The organism is Variovorax sp. GW821-FHT10D07 (assembly GCF_059415325.1).
Map to the genome: position 1 here is coordinate 43,407 of NZ_JBWKMZ010000018.1, position 18,519 is coordinate 61,925.

At 71.0% G+C, this 18,519-nt stretch carries 8 protein-coding genes; all 8 read left to right on the forward strand.

Annotated features, from left to right (window positions below; translation table 11 throughout):
• Window positions 1-122: 122 nt before the first annotated feature.
• A complete protein-coding gene (locus AC07PU_RS36265) occupies window positions 123-599 on the forward strand; it encodes a response regulator (RefSeq protein ID WP_177239547.1) in 477 nt (158 codons plus the stop codon).
• Between the two features lie 265 nt (window positions 600-864).
• Entirely contained in the window at window positions 865-2,772 is a 1,908-nt protein-coding gene (gene glgB, locus AC07PU_RS36270; protein ID WP_495322917.1) for a 1,4-alpha-glucan branching protein GlgB, read from the forward strand.
• A complete protein-coding gene (locus AC07PU_RS36275) occupies window positions 2,769-4,964 on the forward strand; it encodes an alpha-1,4-glucan--maltose-1-phosphate maltosyltransferase (protein WP_495322918.1) in 2,196 nt (731 codons plus the stop codon). Before glgB ends, AC07PU_RS36275 begins: the two co-directional genes overlap by 4 nt.
• Before the next feature lie 11 nt (window positions 4,965-4,975).
• Window positions 4,976-8,314: a maltose alpha-D-glucosyltransferase gene (treS, locus tag AC07PU_RS36280; protein WP_495322919.1), complete on the forward strand. Its 3,339-nt coding sequence runs from the start codon at window positions 4,976-4,978 to the stop codon at window positions 8,312-8,314.
• A 30-nt stretch (window positions 8,315-8,344) separates the two neighbouring features.
• Window positions 8,345-9,205, forward strand: coding sequence for a mechanosensitive ion channel family protein (locus tag AC07PU_RS36285; protein ID WP_093353767.1), 861 nt, complete (start codon window positions 8,345-8,347; stop codon window positions 9,203-9,205).
• A gap of 70 nt (window positions 9,206-9,275) precedes the next feature.
• Window positions 9,276-11,420 (forward strand): glycogen debranching protein GlgX, encoded by a 2,145-nt coding sequence (glgX, locus tag AC07PU_RS36290; RefSeq protein ID WP_495322920.1) that lies wholly within the window; start codon window positions 9,276-9,278, stop codon window positions 11,418-11,420.
• Window positions 11,417-13,291, forward strand: coding sequence for a malto-oligosyltrehalose trehalohydrolase (gene treZ / locus AC07PU_RS36295; RefSeq protein WP_495322921.1), 1,875 nt, complete (start codon window positions 11,417-11,419; stop codon window positions 13,289-13,291). Before glgX ends, treZ begins: the two co-directional genes overlap by 4 nt.
• Window positions 13,281-18,431 (forward strand): malto-oligosyltrehalose synthase, encoded by a 5,151-nt coding sequence (locus tag AC07PU_RS36300; RefSeq protein ID WP_495322922.1) that lies wholly within the window; start codon window positions 13,281-13,283, stop codon window positions 18,429-18,431. The genes treZ and AC07PU_RS36300 overlap by 11 nt, the downstream gene beginning before the upstream one ends.
• Window positions 18,432-18,519 lie beyond the last annotated feature (88 nt).

The window sequence follows — 18,519 nt, forward strand, 5'->3', positions numbered from 1 at the left end:
TGGTTAGCTTGGGATGCAATCCCTTCATCCACCACACACATTCATTCGGCATCGCCCTGCCGCCTGTCGCGTCGACGTCTTGCGCCGAAGCCCCGGGTGCACGGCATTTCCGTCATCCCGACATGAACGCCACCGCCAGCACGCCCTCCGCACCTTCGGCCCCCTCCGCGAACGCACCGAGCTTCGTCGACCGCCCTTCCTCCTTGTCCTCCGATTCACCACCGTCCGCCGACCCGAACCGATTGCGCATCCTCGTGGTCGAGGACGACGCGGACGCGATGGCCACCTCGCTCGAGGCCCTGCGCGCGATCGGGCACTGGGCCACGGGCGTGCGCAGCGCCGAGTCGGCGATCACGCGCTACATGCGCGGCGCCTTCGACCTGCTGATGCTCGACGTGGGCCTGCCGGGCCTCTCGGGCAAGGACCTCGCGGCCAAGTTGATGGCGATCGAGCGCATCCCGGTGATCTTCGCCTCGGGCGAACCCGAGCCCGCGCAGCCGCCGGCCGGCAGCGTGTGGCTGCGCAAGCCCTACGCGCTCGAGGATCTGAACCGCGCACTCACGCGCGCCTGCTCGGGCCCCGTGCGCGACGCGGCCTGATCGATTGAACGGGGCCGCGCGGCCCCTTCTTTTTTCCCTCTTCCCGCTCGCCAGCCCGCGCGAGCGCACCGTCCTTCGCAACGCCCGCGCGTTGCATCGGTGTTCCATTTTTCCGGACGGCTTCTTCTCCGACAGATCGAAGCGGTGAACGCTTCGACGCAAGCACGCGCGCTTCGGGGGAAATGGATTTCTCCCCGCCTTACCGGTCTTCGGCGATGGACCCGCGAAGAGGTCCGCGCCCGGGACACCGTTCCAAGGAACCACCGTGCTTGCTGTCCACCCCCCCGCTGTCTTCGATGACACCGACGCCTATCTTTTTCGCGAAGGAACCCACGCGCGCCTGTTCGACAAGCTCGGCTGCCATCCGCACGAGGACGGCGGCGCCGACTTCGCCGTGTGGGCGCCCAATGCCGAGTCGGTCTCGGTGGTGGGCGACTGGAACGGCTGGAACGGCGATGCCGATCCGCTGAGCCCCGTGCCCGGCGACAGCGGCGTGTGGCGCGGCCATGTCGACGAAGTGCGGCCGGGCCAGACCTACAAGTACCGCATCCGCTCGCGCCAGCGCGGCCACGTCGAGGACAAGGCCGATCCCTTCGCCTTCTCGTCGGAACTCGCGCCGGCCACCGCCTCGCGCGTGCACCGGCTCGGCGAAGGCCACGACTGGGCCGACGGCGACTGGATGGCCACGCGCCATGCGCGCAACGCGCTCGATGCGCCGATGGCGATGTACGAGGTGCACCTGGGCTCGTGGCGGCGCGAGGACGGCCAGTTCATGGGCTACCGCGCGCTGGCCCATGCGCTGGCCGACTACGTGAACGACATGGGCTTCACGCACGTCGAGCTGATGCCCGTGACCGAGCATCCGTTCTACGGTTCCTGGGGCTACCAGACCACGGGCTACTTCGCGCCGACCGCGCGCTACGGCACGCCCGAGGACTTCATGTACTTCGTCGACCACCTGCACCAGCGCGGCATCGGCGTGCTGCTGGACTGGGTGCCCTCGCACTTCCCGACCGACGCGCACGGCCTCGCCTTCTTCGACGGCACGCACCTGTTCGAGCATGCCGATCCGCGCCAGGGCTTCCATCCCGAATGGAACTCGGCGATCTTCAACTACGGCCGGCCCGAGGTGCGCAGCTTCCTGGTGTCCTCGGCGCTGTTCTGGCTCGACAAGTACCACATCGACGGCCTGCGCGTGGACGCGGTGGCCTCGATGCTCTACCTCGACTACGCGCGCGGCCCGGGCGGCTGGGTGCCCAACCGCCATGGCGGGCGCGAGAACCTCGAGGCCATCGAGTTCCTGCAGACACTCAACCGCGCGGTCTACCGCGACCATCCCGACACCTTCACCGTGGCCGAGGAATCGACCGCCTGGCCGCGCGTGTCGCGCCCGATCGAGATGGACGGGCTGGGCTTCGGCCTCAAGTGGAACATGGGCTGGATGCACGACACGCTGGACTACATGCGCCACGACCCGGTGCATCGCCGCCACCACCACCATGCGCTGACCTTCTCGCTGGTCTATGCGTTTCACGAGAACTTCGTGCTGCCGCTTTCGCACGACGAGGTGGTGCACGGCAAGGGCTCGCTGATCAACAAGATGCCGGGCGACGATTGGCAGCAGTTCGCCAACCTGCGCGCGCTGCTGGCCTTCATGTGGGCGCATCCGGGCAAGAAGCTGCTGTTCATGGGCGCCGAGTTCGGCCAGCGCCGCGAATGGACGCACGACGGCGAGCTCGAGTGGTGGGTCTGCGGCCTGCCGGCGCATGCCGGGCTGCAGCGCATGGTGCGCCAGCTCAACCGCGTCTACCGCGAGCAGCCGGCGCTGCACAGCCAGGACTTCACGCCCGCGGGCTTCGAATGGATCGAGGCCGACGATGCCGAGCGCAGCGTGTTCGTGTTCCTGCGCAAGCCCGCGCACGGCGGCCCGCCGGTGCTGGTGGCCGTGAACATGACGCCGGTGCCGCGCACCGACCTGCTGGTCGGCGTGCCGTGCGGCGGCATCTGGCGCGAGGTGCTCAACACCGACGCCACCGAGTTTGGCGGCGCGGGCTGGGGCAACTTCGGCGAGGTCGAGGCATCGCCCGTGCGTTCGCACGGCCGGCGCCACTCGCTGAGCCTCACGCTGCCGCCGCTGTCCACCGTGATCCTGCAATCCGAGGGCCAACGATGAAGCGTGAAACCACCCCGATAGGCGCCAAGGCGCCCAAGGGCAAGACCCAGACCGCGAGCGAAAGCACTTCCCTCCCCCGCACCGAGACCAAGGCCCCTGCGCGCAAGCGTTCGCTGCCGCCGCCCGAGCCGCCGCTGAGCTTCGCGGCGGCGCCAGAGGCAATCGATGCACCCGCCCCGGCCGACGGCTCCGACGGCCGCATCCGCGCGGTGATCGGCGCGGTGCTGCCCTCGGTCGACGAGGGCCGCTTCCCGGTCAAGGCCATCGTGGGCCAGCGCACGACGATCACCGCGCACTGCTTCACCGACGGCCACGACGTGCTGCGCGTGATGCTGCGCTGGCGCCCCGAAGCTCGCGGCGAGGTGCGCGAGCTGCCGATGCGCGCGCTCGGCAACGACGTCTGGGAGGCCGCGTTCGCGCCGCCCGCGATCGGGCGCTACCTCTACAGCGTCAGCGCCTGGGTCGATTCCTTCGAGTCGTGGCGCCACGAGATGGCGCGCCGCGTGGGCGAGGACATCCGCATCGCGGCGCTGGCCGCGGCCAAGGACATCGTGGCGGCCGCGGGCCGCGCCGACGGCGCCGACCGCGAGGCACTCGCGCGCTGGGGCGAGGAACTGGCGCGCGCCGCGGCCGATGGCGCGACCGAGCTGCGCGCGGTGCAGGCACTCGCGCTCGACGCCACGCTGGCCGAGGTGGCGCGCCGCCATCCCGACCGCAGCCTCGCCGTGACCTCGGCCGAGCTGCCGCTGTGGGCACAGCGCACGCGCGCGGGCTTCAGCACCTGGTACGAGCTCTTTCCGCGCTCGGCCTCGCCCGAGCCCGGCCGCCACGGCACCTTCCGCGACGTCGAGACACGGCTGCCCGCGATCGCCGCGATGGGCTTCGACGTGCTGTACATGCCGCCGATCCATCCGATCGGCCGCGAGCAGCGCAAGGGCCCGAACAACACGCTGGTGGCCGGCCCCGACGACGTGGGCAGCCCCTGGGCCATCGGCGCCAAGGAAGGCGGGCACAAATCGATCCTGCCCGCGCTCGGCACGCCCGAGGACTTCCGCCACCTGGTGCAGGCCGCGAACGCGCAGGGCATCGAGATCGCGCTCGACATCGCCTTCCAGTGCGCGCCCGACCATCCCTACGTGAAGGAACACCCCGAGTGGTTCCGCCGCCGGCCCGACGGCAGCGTGCAGTACGCGGAGAACCCGCCGAAGAAGTACCAGGACATCTATCCCTTCCACTTCGAGAGCGAGGACTGGCGCGCGCTGTGGGCCGAGCTCAAGAGCGTGCTCGACCACTGGATCGGCGAGGGCGTGCGCATCTTCCGCGTCGACAACCCGCACACCAAGTCCTTCGCGTTCTGGCAGTGGGCGATCGGCGAAGTGAATCGCGAGCATCCCGAGGTGATCTTCCTGGCCGAGGCCTTCACGCGGCCGAAGGTGATGCACCGGCTCGCGAAGCTGGGCTTCACCCAGTCCTACACCTACTTCACCTGGCGCACCGGCAAGGCCGAGCTGGTCGAGTACTTCACCGAGCTGTCGAGCGGCCCGGGCGCCGACTACTTCCGGCCCAACGCCTGGCCCAACACGCCCGACATCCTGCACGAGCAGCTGCAGGCTGGCGACGCACCGACCTACATGGCGCGGCTGGTGCTCGCGGCCACCCTCGCGGGCAGCTACGGCATCTACGGGCCGGCCTACGAGCTGCGCGAGCACCGCCCGCGCGAGCACGGCAGCGAGGAGTACCTCGACTCCGAGAAGTACCAGCTGCGGCACTGGAACCACGACGATCCCGAGAGCCTCGCGCCCTTCATCGCGCGCGTGAACCGCATCCGCCACGACAACCCCGCGCTGCAGACGCACCGCGGCGTGCGCTTCCTGCCGGTCGAGAACGACATGCTGCTGGCCTATGCGCGCGAGTCCGTGCCCGACAACGACGAAGCCGAGGCCAACGTGGTGATCGTCGCGGTCAACCTCGATCCGCACCAGGTGCAGTGGGGCTGGCTCCATCTCGACCCGGCCAGCATCGGCGTCGGCCCCGACGAGGAGTTCCAGGTGCACGACCTGCTGACGAACCAGCGCTACACCTGGCGCGGCCACCACCACTACGTGAAGCTCGATCCGCACAGCGTGCCCGCCCACATCCTCGTGGTGCGCCGGCGCGTGCGCAGCGAGCGCGATTTCGATTACTTCCTCTGAGGGAGAGAGCGATGAATGCACCCGTCTCGCGCATCGCGCTGGAAACCGTCGAGATCGACAACAGCGACGATCCGCTGTGGTACCGCGATGCGGTGATCTACCAGCTCAACGTCAAGGCCTTCTTCGACACCAACAACGACGGCGTCGGCGACTTCAAGGGCGTGACCGCGAAGCTCGACTACGTGAAGGAGCTGGGCGTCAACACGATCTGGCTGATGCCCTTCTATCCCTCGCCGCTGCGCGACGACGGCTACGACATCTCGGCCTACGAGGACGTGAACCCGCAGTTCGGCACGCTCGACGATTTCCGCGAGATGCTCGACGAGGCGCACAAGCGCGGGCTGCGCGTGATCACCGAGCTGGTGATCAACCACACCTCGAGCGAGCACCCGTGGTTCCAGGCCGCGCGCAAGGCGCCGCCGGGCTCGCCCGAGCGCGACTTCTACGTCTGGAGCGACACCGACCAGCTCTACCAGGGCACGCGGATCATCTTCACCGACACCGAGACCTCGAACTGGTCGTGGGACCCGGTGGCCAAGGCCTATTACTGGCACCGCTTCTTCAGCCACCAGCCCGACCTGAACTTCGACAACCCGGCGGTGCTCGAGGCGGTGCTCAAGGTCATGCGTTTCTGGCTCGACATGGGCGTGGACGGCTTCCGGCTCGACGCCATCCCCTACCTGGTGGAGCGCGACGGCACCAGCAACGAGAACCTGCCCGAGACGCACGCGGTGATCAAGAAGCTGCGCGCGGCGATCGACGCCGAGTACAGGAACCGCTTCCTGCTGGCCGAGGCCAACATGTGGCCCGAGGACGTGCGCGAGTACTTCGGCGACGGCGACGAGTGCCACATGGCCTACCACTTCCCGCTGATGCCGCGCATGTACATGGCGATCGCGCAGGAGGACCGGCACCCGGTGGTCGAGATCCTGCAGCAGACGCCCGACATCCCCGAGGGCTGCCAGTGGGCGATCTTCCTGCGCAACCACGACGAGCTCACGCTCGAGATGGTGACCAGCAAGGAGCGCGACTACATGTACAACATGTACGCGGCCGACCAGCGCGCGCGCATCAACCTCGGCATCCGCCGGCGGCTGGCGCCGCTGATGGAGAACGACCTCGACCGCGTGAAGCTCATGAACGGCATGCTGCTGTCGATGCCGGGCTCGCCGATCATCTACTACGGCGACGAGATCGGCATGGGCGACAACGTGTTCGTGGGCGACCGCAACGGCGTGCGCACGCCGATGCAGTGGAGCCCCGACCGCAACGCCGGCTTCTCGCGCGCCGATCCGCAGCGCCTGTACCTGCAGCCGATCATGGACGCCATGTTCGGCTACGAGGCGCTCAACGTGGAGGCGCAGGCGCGCGACGCGAGCTCGCTGCTGAACTGGACCCGCCGCATGCTCGCGGTGCGCAAGACCAGCCATGCCTTCGGGCGCGGCCGGCGCCGCTTCCTCAAGCCCGGCAACCGCAAGATCCTGGCCTACGTCAGCGAGTACGACGACGACATCATCCTGACGGTGTTCAACCTGTCGCGCGCGGCGCAGCCGGTCGAGCTCGACCTCGCGGCCTTCAAGGGCCGCGTGCCGGTGGAGATGCTCGGGCGCGCGCCGTTCCCGCCGATCGGCGAGCTGCCCTACCTGCTCACGCTGGCCTCGTACGGCTTCTACTGGTTCAAGCTCACGCTCGATGCCGAGATGCCGGTGTGGCACCAGGAGGGCGTGGCGCTGCAGGAGCAGCCGACGCTGGTGCTGTTCGACGGCTGGGACAGCTTCTTCCGCGAGCGCGTGATGCCGTGGCGCATCGGCATGGCCGAGCGCATGCGCACGCAGTTCGAGACCGACACGCTGCCGCGCCACATCGAGATCCAGCGCTGGTATGCCTCCAAGGGCGAGACCATCGAGCGCGCGCGGCTGGCCGACCACGCGGTGTGGGAGGACGGCACCGACCGCTACCTGCTGCCGCTGTTCGACCTCGAGGGCCCGCGCGAGAGCGCCACCTACTTCATGCCGCTGACCCTGGCCTGGGAGGAGCGCGAGGAGGAGCGCATGAACCGGCTGGCGCAGGCCGGTCTCGCGAAGGTGCGCCAGCAGGCCCAGGTGGGACTGATGGGCGACGCCTTCTACGACGAGCCCTTCTGCCGCGCGCTGGTGCGCACCATCGCGCAGGGACTGGAGCTGCCGACGGCCGCGGGCCGGCTGCACTTCCGTCCCACGGCGGCGTTCGCGAAGCTCGGGCTGGACATCGATGCACTGCCGGTGGGCCGGCCGAGCGCGCAGAGCAGCAACACGGTGGTGACGCTCAACGACACGCTGTTCCTCAAGGGCTACCGCCGGGTGCGCTGGGGCATCAACCCCGAGCTCGAGATGGGCCGCTTCCTGACCGACGTGGTGCAGTACGCCAACTGCGTGCCGGTGCTCGGCGCGCTCGAGTACGTGGGCAACGACGGCCGGGTGATGGCGCTCGCGATGGTGCAGTCGTACATGGCGAACCAGGGCGACGGCTGGACCTTCACGCGCGACTACGTCGAGCGCTACCTCGAGGAACTGCGCACCGCGCCGGCCGACGCGCTGGCGCCGGCCGATGCGCACGGCGGCTTCGTGGCGCTGGCCGCGACGCTGGGCCAGCGCACCGCCGAGCTGCACCTCGCGCTGGCGCGCCGCACCGGCGACCCGGCCTTCGATCCCGAGCCCACGAGCGCGGCCGATGCCACGGCGCTGCAGACGCATGCGCAGGCCGAGGTCGACACCACGCTGGCGCTGCTGCAGCAGCGGCTGGGCCAGTTGAGCGACCCGGTGCGCGAGCAGGCGCAGCAGCTGCTGGGCCTGCGCGAGGCGCTGCACGCGGCGGTGGCCGCCAGCGTGCCCGCGCAGGGCGGCGGCCTCAAGACCCGCTACCACGGCGACTACCACCTGGGCCAGGTGCTGGTGAGCGGCAACGACTTCGTGATCATCGACTTCGAAGGCGAGCCCGCGCGCGACTTCGAGGAGCGCCGCGCCAAGGCCTCGCCGCTGCGCGACGTGGCGGGCATGCTGCGCTCGTTCAACTACGCGCGCTGGACCGCGCTGCGGCGCGTGGCGCAGAACGCCGAGGAGGCGGCGCGCCTCGATGCCGCGGTGCGCGACTGGGAGCGCGTGACGCGCGACGCCTTCCTCTCGGCCTACACCGGCACGCTGGCCGGCGCGGCCGAGGCGGTGCCGGCCGATGCCGGGCTGCTGCGCCTGTTCGAGATCGAGAAGGCGCTCTACGAGCTGCGCTACGAGCTCAACAACCGCAACGACTGGGTCGAGGTGCCGCTGCACGGCCTGCTCGCCCTCGTTGCGCCGAACCATTCCACCGCGCGCTGACGCGACGGTCCACAGAAGGAGGAACTCATCATGGACAACTTCGGTTTCCACCTGGAACCCCTGCGCGCGATCCTCTACCAGATCGGCGCCTACCTGCCGCGGCTGCTGGTCGCGCTGGTGGTCGTGTTCGCGGGCTGGCTGATCGCCAAGGTGGTGCGCTTCGCGGTCATCAAGGCGCTGCGCGCGTTCAACTTCAACGTGCTGACCGAGCGCTCGGGGCTGGACAACTTCTGGCGCCAGGGCGGGCTCACGAGCGACACCTCGGCCATCATCGGCGTGCTGTTCTACTGGCTCGTGATCCTGGCCGCGCTGCTGATCGCCTTCAACGGGCTGGGGCTGAGCTACATCGCCGACCTGCTGGGGCGCGCGGTCTGGTTCGTGCCCAACATCTTCATCGCGCTGCTGGTGCTGGCCTTCGGCGCCTACTTCGCGCGCTTCGTCGGCGGCGCCGTGCAGACCTACTGCCGCAATGCCGGCATGCAGGACGGCCAGCTGCTGGGCAAGGCCGCGCAGTATGCGGTGATGGTGTTCGTGGTGCTGATCGCGCTCGACCAGGTGAAGGTGGGCGGCGACATCGTGCGCGAGACCTTCCTCGTGATGCTCGCCGGCATCGTTCTTGCTCTTGCACTGGCCTTCGGCCTCGCGGGCAAGGACTGGGCCGCCGAGCGCATCGAGCACTGGTGGCCGCGCGAACGCCCGCGCGGTTCTGGCGTGCCGGCGCGCACGCCGGTGACGCCGACCACGCCGGTCACACCCGTCACACCGACAACGCCTGCCGCCACCGGCACCGAAAGCGCCCCGGCACCCGCCGTGCGCCAGCCCGTGGCACCGCGCAGCGACCACGCGCCGGGCCCGTACGACAGCGGCGAGCGCTGGCCGCCACCGCGCTGAACGCGGCCATCGGCACTTCGACCTTTTTCGTGTTTCCCGACCCCGACCGATTCCTCGCATTGACCCATTCATGAAGAAGGCCACCTACAGCCCCATCTCCGCCGTCTGGCCCGGCGAGCCCTACCCGCGCGGCGCGACCTGGGACGGCCAGGGCGTGAACTTCGCGCTGTTCACGCAGCATGCGCACAAGGTCGAGCTGTGCCTGTTCGACGAGAGCGGCCGGCGCGAGCTGCAGCGCATCGAGCTGCGCGACCGCACCGACGACGTGTGGCACTGCTACCTGCCCGAGGCGCGCCCCGGCCTGGCCTACGGCTACCGCGTGCACGGCCCCTACAAGCCCGAGGAGGGCCACCGCTTCAACCCGAACAAGCTGCTGGTCGACCCCTATGCGAAGGACCTCGTGGGTTCGCTGCGCTGGGGCGACGCGCTCTACGGCTACACCGTGGGCGGCCGGCGCGAGGACCTGTCCTTCGACCGCCGCGACAGCGCGCCGCTGATGCCCAAGAGCCGCGTGCTCGAGACCGCCTTCACCTGGGGCGAGGACCGCCGGCCGTCGATCCCCTGGCAGGACATGGTGATCTACGAGCTGCACGTGCGCGGCTTCACGATGCAGCATCCCGAGGTGCCGCCGCAGCTGCGCGGCACCTACGCGGGCCTGGGCTGCGCGCCGGTGATCGACCACCTGCGGCGCCTGGGCGTGACCACGGTCGAGCTGCTGCCGGTGCACGGCTTCCTCAACGACCGCCACCTGGCCGAGCGCGGCCTGCAGAACTACTGGGGCTACAACACGCTGACCTACTTCGCGCCCGAGATGCGCTACAGCGCCTCGGGCAAGGTCAAGGAATTCAAGACCCTGGTGAAGACGCTGCACTCGGCCGGCATCGAGGTGATCCTCGACGTGGTCTACAACCACAGCTGCGAGGGCAACCAGCTCGGGCCCACGCTGTCGATGCGCGGCGTGGACAACGCCTCCTACTACATCCTCAACGGCGACCAGCGCCGCTACTACGACGACTTCACGGGCTGCGGCAACACCGTCAACCTCGAGCATCCGCGCGCGCTGCAGCTGGTGATGGACTCGCTGCGCTACTGGGTCGAGGAGATGCATGTCGACGGCTTCCGCTTCGACCTGGCCTCGGCGCTGGCGCGCGAGTCGGGCCGGGTCGAGAACCTCGGCGGCTTCTTCGACGCGATCCGCCAGGACCCGACCTTGAGCCGCGTGAAGCTGATCGCCGAGCCCTGGGACCTGGGCCACGGCGGCTACCAGGTCGGCAACTTCCCGCTCGGCTGGGCCGAGTGGAACGACCGCTACCGCGACGGCATGCGCGGCTTCTGGAAGGGCGACGCGGGCGTCACCGGCGAGATGGCGCAGCGCCTCACGGGCTCGCAGGACCTCTACGGCTGGTCGGGCAAGCGGCCGTTCGCGAGCATCAACTTCGTGACCGCGCACGACGGCTTCAACCTCGAAGACCTGGTCTCCTACAACGACAAGCACAACGAGGCCAACGGCGAGGACAACCGCGACGGCAGCAACCACAACGTATCGTGGAACTGCGGCGCCGAGGGCCCGACCGACGATGCCGAGGTGAACGCCCTGCGCGCGCGGCAGAAGCGCAACCTGCTGGCCACCCTGCTGCTGTCGCAGGGCGTGCCGATGCTGCTGGCGGGCGACGAACGCGGCCACAGCCAGAACGGCAACAACAACGCCTACTGCCAGGACAACGCGCGGAGCTGGATCGACTGGAGCGACACGCCCGAGCGCACCGCGCTCACGCGCTTCGTGCAACGCGCCATCGCGCTGCGGCGCCGGCATCCGGCGTTCCGCCGCCGCAGCTTCTTCGAGGGCCGCGTGCCCGAGGGGCAGTCGGCCAAGGACATCTGCTGGCTGCGCCCCGACGGCGACGAGATGAGCTCCGAGGACTGGAACACCGACCACGTGCGCTGCCTCGCGGCGCTGGTCTCGGGCAGCGCCCTGCCCGACCGCGGGCCACGCGGCGAGACGCTGCGCGACGACGACTTCCTGCTGCTGCTCAACGCGCACCACGACGCGATCCCGTTCCAGCTGCCACCGAGCGCGGTGCCCTGGCGCGTGCTGCTCGACACCACGAAGGACGATGGCGGCGGCGAGGCTGGAAAGCTGGATGGCGCCACCTATGCGCTGCCGAGCCGCTCGCTGGTGCTGCTGGGCCGAGAGAACACGGGAGCTTTCGAATGAACGATGCCATCTTCACGCAGCCGCGCATACACGCGATGCCCTTCGGCGCCTTGCCGAATCCCGCCGGTGGCGTCGACTTCCGCTTCTGGGCGCCCGATGCGCCGCAGGTGCAGCTCGAGCTCGGCACCGAGGCGCATGCCATGGCGCGCGATGCCGAAGGCTGGCACCGGCTGCGGCTCGCGCAGGCGCGCGCCGGCGACCGCTACCGCTTCCGCATGCCCGACGGGCTGCAGGTGCCCGACCCGGCCTCGCGCTTCAACCCCGACGACGTGCACGGCCCGAGCGAGGTGATCGACCCCACCGCCTACGCCTGGCGCGACGGCGGCTGGCGCGGCCGGCCCTGGTCTGAGGCCGTGATCTACGAACTGCACGTGGGCAGCTTCACGCCCGAGGGCACCTTCGACGCCACGCGCGCGCGGCTGCCCGAACTCGCGGCGCTCGGCATCACGGCCATCGAGCTGATGCCGCTGGCGGACTTCCCGGGCCGGCGCGGCTGGGGCTACGACGGCGTGCTGCCCTTCGCACCCGATGCCATCTACGGCCGGCCCGAGGCGCTCAAGGCGCTGATCGACGAGGCCCACGCGCTCGGCATGATGGTGCTGGTCGACGTGGTCTACAACCACTTCGGGCCCGAAGGCAACTACCTGCATGCCTGCTGCCCGCAGTTCTTCAACGACGCGCACCGCACGCCCTGGGGCGCCGCGATCAACTACGACGGGCCCGGCAGCGCGACCGTGCGCGACTTCTTCATCCACAACGCGCTCTACTGGGTCGAGGAGTTCCATGCCGACGGCCTGCGCATGGACGCGGTGCACGCGATCCGCGACGACTCGCCGGTGGGCATCGTGCAGGCCATCTGCGCTGCGCTGCGCGAAGGCCCGGGCCGCACGCGCGAGGTGCACGTGGTGCTCGAGGAGGACCGCAACCTCGCGCACCTGCTCGAGCGCGACAAGGAAGGCCGTCCGCGCATCGCCACCGCGCAATGGAACGACGACCTGCACCATGCGGCCCACGTGCTGCTGACCGGCGAGCGCGACGGCTACTACGCCGACTATGCGCAGCAACCGCTCGAGCTGTTCGCGCGCGCGCTGGCCGAGGGCTTCGTCTACCAGGGCCAGGCCTCGGTGTTCCGCGAGGGCGAGACGCGCGGCGAGCCGAGCGCCAACCTGCCCTCGGGCGCCTTCGTGTCCTACCTGCAGACGCACGACCAGGTCGGCAACCGCGCCTTCGGCGAACGCATCGATGCGCTGGCCGACCCGGTGCTGGTGCGCGCCGCGCGCGCCTGCCTGCTGCTGTCGCCGCACACGCCGATGCTGTTCATGGGCGAGGAGTACGCGGCCGCCACGCCCTTCCCCTACTTCTGCGACTTCGGGCCCGAGCTCGCGGCCGCGGTGTCGCAGGGCCGGCGCGACGAGTTCGGCCGCTTCGCCGCCTTCGCCGACGAGGCCGCGCGCGCGGCGATCCCCGACTGCAACGCGCCCGAGAGCTTCGCGCTCGCCAAGCTCGACTGGAGCGAGCGCGAGCGCTCGCCGCACCGCGAGAACCTCGAGGGCGTGCGGCAGCTGCTGCAGCTGCGCCGCGAGCGGCTGGTGCCGCACTTCGGCGGCCGCCAGCACGGCGGCGACTACGACGTCGAGGACGACCTGCTGCGCGTGCGCTGGACGCTGTCGGACGGCGCGGTGCTGCACCTGCTGGCCTGCTTCGGCGAGCATCAACATGCGGTCGACGCGCCACCGGGCGAGACGCTGCATTCGGTCGGCGCGCTCGGCGAGGCGGTGGATGCCGCGAGCGCACCCGACGAACATCCGCAACGGCTGCGCCTCGCGCGCGGCGCGGTGCATCTGAGCCTGCAGGTGTCCGATGTCGAGTGAATCCCGCGAGCCCCCCACGATCGAGGCGCTGTGCGCGCGCTTCGGCATCGACACCCGCTACCACGACGTCTTCGGCCACGAGCACCAGGCGCCGCGCGCCACCCTGCGCGCGCTGTTGTCGGCCTTCGGCGTGGCCTGGCACAACGAGGACGACGACACGCCGGCCGCGGTGCCGCCCGAGGCCGGTGCCGTGCTGCCCGCGGTGCACGTGGTGCGCGCCGAGCAGGCGCCGTGGTCGCTGACGCTCGATCCTGCCGTCCTGCCGCCCTCGGCCGATGGCCGTCACCTCTGGCACCTGCGCGACGAATACGGCGAGCCCAGCACGGGCGATGCGCGGATCGAGGCCGATGGCACGCTGAGCTTTGACGTCGAACTGCAACCCGGCTACCACCGCCTGTCGATCGAGGGCGCCGAGGGCGAGACGCTGCTGATCGCGACACCGGGGCGCTGCTACCGCCCGCCCTCGCTCGCGCCCGAGGGCGGCGGCCGCGCCTGGGGCCTCGCGGTGCAGCTGCCCGCGCTGCGCTCGCGGCGCAACTGGGGCATCGGCGACTTCGGCGATCTCTCGGAACTGGCCGCGCGCATGGCGCCGCTGGGCGTGGATGCGATCGGCCTCAACCCGCTGCATGCGCTGTTCGCCCACAACCCGCTGCATGCGAGCCCCTACAGCCCGTCGACGCGGCAACAGATCGACGCGCTCTACATCGCGGTGGAGGCCGTGCCCGACTTCGCCGAATGCGAGGAGGCGCGGCGCATGGTCGCCGAGCCCGCGTTCCAGACCCGGCTGAAGGCGCTGCGCGCCGCGCCGCTGGTCGACCGCGCGGGCGTGGCGCAGGCCAAGCACGAGGTGCTGCGCTGCCTGTTCGCGCACTTCGAACGCGCGCACCTGGGCCCGGACACCGAGCCCGGCAGCGACCGCGCGCGCATCTTCCGCTCCTTCGTGGCCGACCGCGGCGAGGCGCTGCACCGCCATGCGCTGTTCGAAGCACTGCAGGCGCATTTCCATGCCGCCGACGCCTCGGTGCATGGCTGGACCGGCTGGCCCGAGGCCTACCGCGATCCGGCCTCGGAGGCGGTGGCGCAGTTCGAGCGCACGCATGCGAGCGAGCTGCACTTCCACCAGTACCTGCAATGGCTGGCCTCGATGCAGCTCGCGGAGGCCGGGGCGCGCTGCCGCGCACTCGGCATGCGCGTCGGCTTGTACCTCGACCTCGCGATCTCGGTCGACCGCGCGGGCTCGGATGCCTGGGGTGGCCAGTCGGTGTTCGCGCTCGGCGCGAGCGTGGGCGCGCCGCCCGACGAGTTCAACCCCCAGGGCCAGGGCTGGGGCCTGCCGCCGCTGCGCGCCGACCGGCTGCGCACGAGCGGCTACCGGCTGTTCGCCGACACGCTGCGCGCCAACATGCGCCATGGCGGCGCGCTGCGCATCGACCATGTGATGGGACTGATGCGGCTGTTCTGGATTCCCGAGGGCAGCTCGCCGCGCGATGGCGCCTATGTGCAGTACCCGCTCGAGGAGATGCTCGCGATCCTCACGCTCGAGAGCCACCGCCACCGCTGCATGGTGATCGGCGAGGACCTGGGCACGGTGGCGCCGCGCGTGCGCGAGGCGCTGGCCCGGGCCGACGTGCTGTCGTATCGCGTGCTCGTCTTCGAGACGCGCGGCAGCGAATTCCTGCCGCCCGCCGATTACCCGGGCGCGGCGCTCGCGACCTTCGGCACGCACGACCTCGCGACCCTGGCCGGCTGGTGGTCGGGCCACGACCTGCGGCTGCGCGCGCAGCTCGGGCTGTTCCCCTCGCCGGAGCTGTTCGAAAAACAGCAGGCCGACCGCGCGGCGCAGCGCGTGGGCCTGCTGCGCGCGCTGCACCGGCAGGGCCTGCTGTCGGCCGAGCAGATGGCCGCGGCCGCCACGGCCACGCAGCCCGATGCCGCGCTGACGGCCGCCGTGCATGCCTACATCGGCGCCACGCCCTGCACGCTCGCGATGGTGCAGCCCGAGGACCTGCTCGGCACGCTCGACCAGGCGAACCTGCCGGGCACCACCGACGAGCTGCAACCCAACTGGCGGCGCAAGCTCGAGGCCGAGCTCGAGACCCTGGCCACGCGCGAGACGGTGCGCGCGGTGGCGGCGCGGCTGGCCGCCGAACGGCCACGCGCGAGCCCCGCGCAGGACACCGGGCAGCACGTGCCCGCGGCGCGCATTCCGCGCGCCACCTACCGGCTGCAGCTGCACCGCGACTTCGGCTTCGATGCCGCGGCGGCGATCGTGCCCTACCTCGCGCGGCTGGGCATCAGCCATGTCTACTGCTCGCCGATCCAGCGCGCGCGCGCCGGCAGCATGCACGGCTACGACGTGGTCGCGCACGACCAGATCAATCCCGAGCTCGGCGGCGCCGAGGGCTTCGAACGCTTCACGCGCACCTTGCATGCGCAGGGCCTGGGGCTGCTGCTCGACATGGTGCCCAACCACATGGGCGTGTTCGGCGCCGACAACGGCTGGTGGATGGACGTGCTCGAGCACGGACCGGCCTCGGTCTACGCGCAGCACTTCGACATCGACTGGGAGCCGCTGAACCCCGAGCTGCGCGGCAAGGTGCTGCTGCCGGTGCTCGGCGTGCCCTATGGCGAGGCGCTCTCGAACGGCGCGCTGGTGCTGCACTTCGAGCGCGGCGAGGGCACGGCGCGCGGCGAGGCCGGTTTCGCGCTGCGCTACTACGAGCATCGTTTCCCGATCGCGCCGCGCAGCCATGCCACGGTGCTGGCGCGCGCCGCCGAACGGCTCGCGGAAGGACCGCGCGCGCGGCTGCTGGCGCTGGCCGAGGCCTGGGCGCAATGGCCAGTGCACGACGCCAGCGCCGACGACGCGCCCGCGGCCGATTCGGCCGTGCGCGAGGCGCGCTCGCGCGAGCATGCGCTGCTGAAGGCGCGACTGGGCGAGCTCGCCGATGCGCATGCCGAGGTGGCGCAGGCGCTGGCGCAGGCCACGGCAGCCTTCAACGACGGCGGCGCGCGCGATGCGCTGCATGCGCTGATCGAGGCCCAGCACTGGCGCCTGACCTACTGGCGCGTGGCGGCCGACGAGATCAACTACCGGCGCTTCTTCGACATCAACGACCTCGCGGCGCTGCGCATGGAGCGCGACGAGGTGTTCGAGGCCACGCAATCGCTGGCGCTGGACCTCGCGGCGCAGGGCATCGTCGACGGGCTGCGCATCGACCACCCCGACGGCCTGCACGATCCGGCGCGCTACTTCCGCCAACTGCAGGAAGGCTATGCGCGCCGCGCCGGCCTGCCGCTGGCCGGCGACGATGCACAGGGCCGCCCGGCGCGGCCGCTGTACGTGGTGGCCGAGAAGATCGTGGCGCGCGGCGAGGAGGTGCCCGAGGACTGGCACGTGCACGGCACTACCGGCTACCGCTTCGCGAACGTGGCCAACGGCGTGCTGATCGACACCGCCGCCGCCGGGCGCTTCGCGGTGCTGTGGCATCGCTTCACCGGATCGCCCGCGCATTTCGAGGCCCATGTGCGCGACGGCAAGGCGGCCGTGATGCGCCATGCGCTGGCCTCGGAGCTCTCGGTGCTGTCGAACGCGCTGCTGCGCATCGCGCGCGCCGACCGCGACACGCGCGACCACACGCTCAACACGCTGCGCCGCGCGCTCGCGGCGGTGGTGGCCTGCCTGCCGGTCTACCGCAGCTACATCGTCGACGTGCCCTCGGCGCAGGACCGTCGCTTCATCGACGTGGCGGTGGCCGCGGCCGAGCGGCACTTCGGCGACGGCGACACCTCGGTCTACGCGTTCCTGCGCCAGACCCTGAGCGGCGAGGCCGTGCCCACGGCCGGCCCCGCGCTGCGCGACCGGGTGCGGCGCTTCGCGGTGCGCTTCCAGCAGTTCAGCGCGCCGGTGGCGGCCAAGGGCGTGGAGGACACGGCCTTCTACCGCTACTTTCCGCTCGCCGCGCTCAACGAGGTGGGCGGCGATCCCGACGTGTTCGGCGTCGACGTGGAGGACTTCCACGCGGCGAGCGCCGACCGCGCCGCGCGCTGGCCGCACACCATGCTCGCGACCTCGACGCACGACAACAAGCGCTCGGAGGACGTGCGCACGCGCATCGACGTGCTGTCGGAGATCCCGCGCGAATGGCGCGCCGCGCTGATGCGCTGGCGCCGGCTGCAGCAGCCGCTGCGCGAGCGCATGGCCGCCGAGGGCGCGCCGGCCGACGCGCCCTCGGGCGCCGACCTCTACCTGCTGTGCCAGACGCTGGTCGGCACGCTGCCCGTCGAAGAACTCGAAGCCGAGGCGCTGGCCGACTACAGCGAGCGCATCGTGCAGTACATGCACAAGGCCGCGCGCGAGGCCAAGCTGCGCACCGCGTGGACCCGGCCCGACGCGGGCTACGAAGATGCGCTGCGGCGCTTCGTGGAACTGACGCTCGATGCGGCGCAACCGGCCGCATGGTGGGCGGACCTGCGGGCCTTCGCGTCGCGCATCGCGCTGTTCGGGGCCTGGAACGGCCTCTCGCTGACGCTGCTGAAGTTCGCCTCGCCCGGCGTGCCCGACGTCTACCAGGGCACCGAGTTGATGCCGCTGACGCTGGTGGACCCCGACAACCGGCGGGCCGTGGACTATGCGTGCCGCGAAGACCTGCTCGAGGACTTCGAGCAGCGCGCGGCGGGCGCGCGCTCCGCCGAGAGCGTGGAGGCGTTCGCGCGCGCGCCGCACGACGGCCGCGCCAAGCTCTGGTTCGCGTGGCGGCTGCTGGCGCTGCGCCGCGCGCAGGATGCGTTCTTCCGCGATGCCGACTATCGCGGGCTGCGCGTCGAAGGACCGCTCGCGCGACACGTGGTCGCGTTCGAGCGGCGCCACGAGGGACGCACGCTGGTGGTGGTGGCCGCGCGCTTCTTCGCGGGGCTGTGCGGCGGCATGGCCGACGAGGCTGCGCCGGTGCTGCCGGTGGGCGAGGCCTGGCGCGGCACGCGGGTATGGCTGTCCGATGAAGGCACGGCCGATGCGCGGGCCGGCTTCACCGAACTGCTGACCGATGCGCCGTTCGAATCGGGCCGCGAGGTCGATCTCGCGCTGCTGTTCGCACGCCTGCCATGGGCCGCGCTGTGGCGCGGCGCGCCGGGCGACTGAGCCGCGCGCGGCGGCGCGGTCCTACGCGCTGTCGCGACGAAGGGCGCCTCGTGGGGCGGCGGCGTGGCCCCACAGTGCCAGCACACCG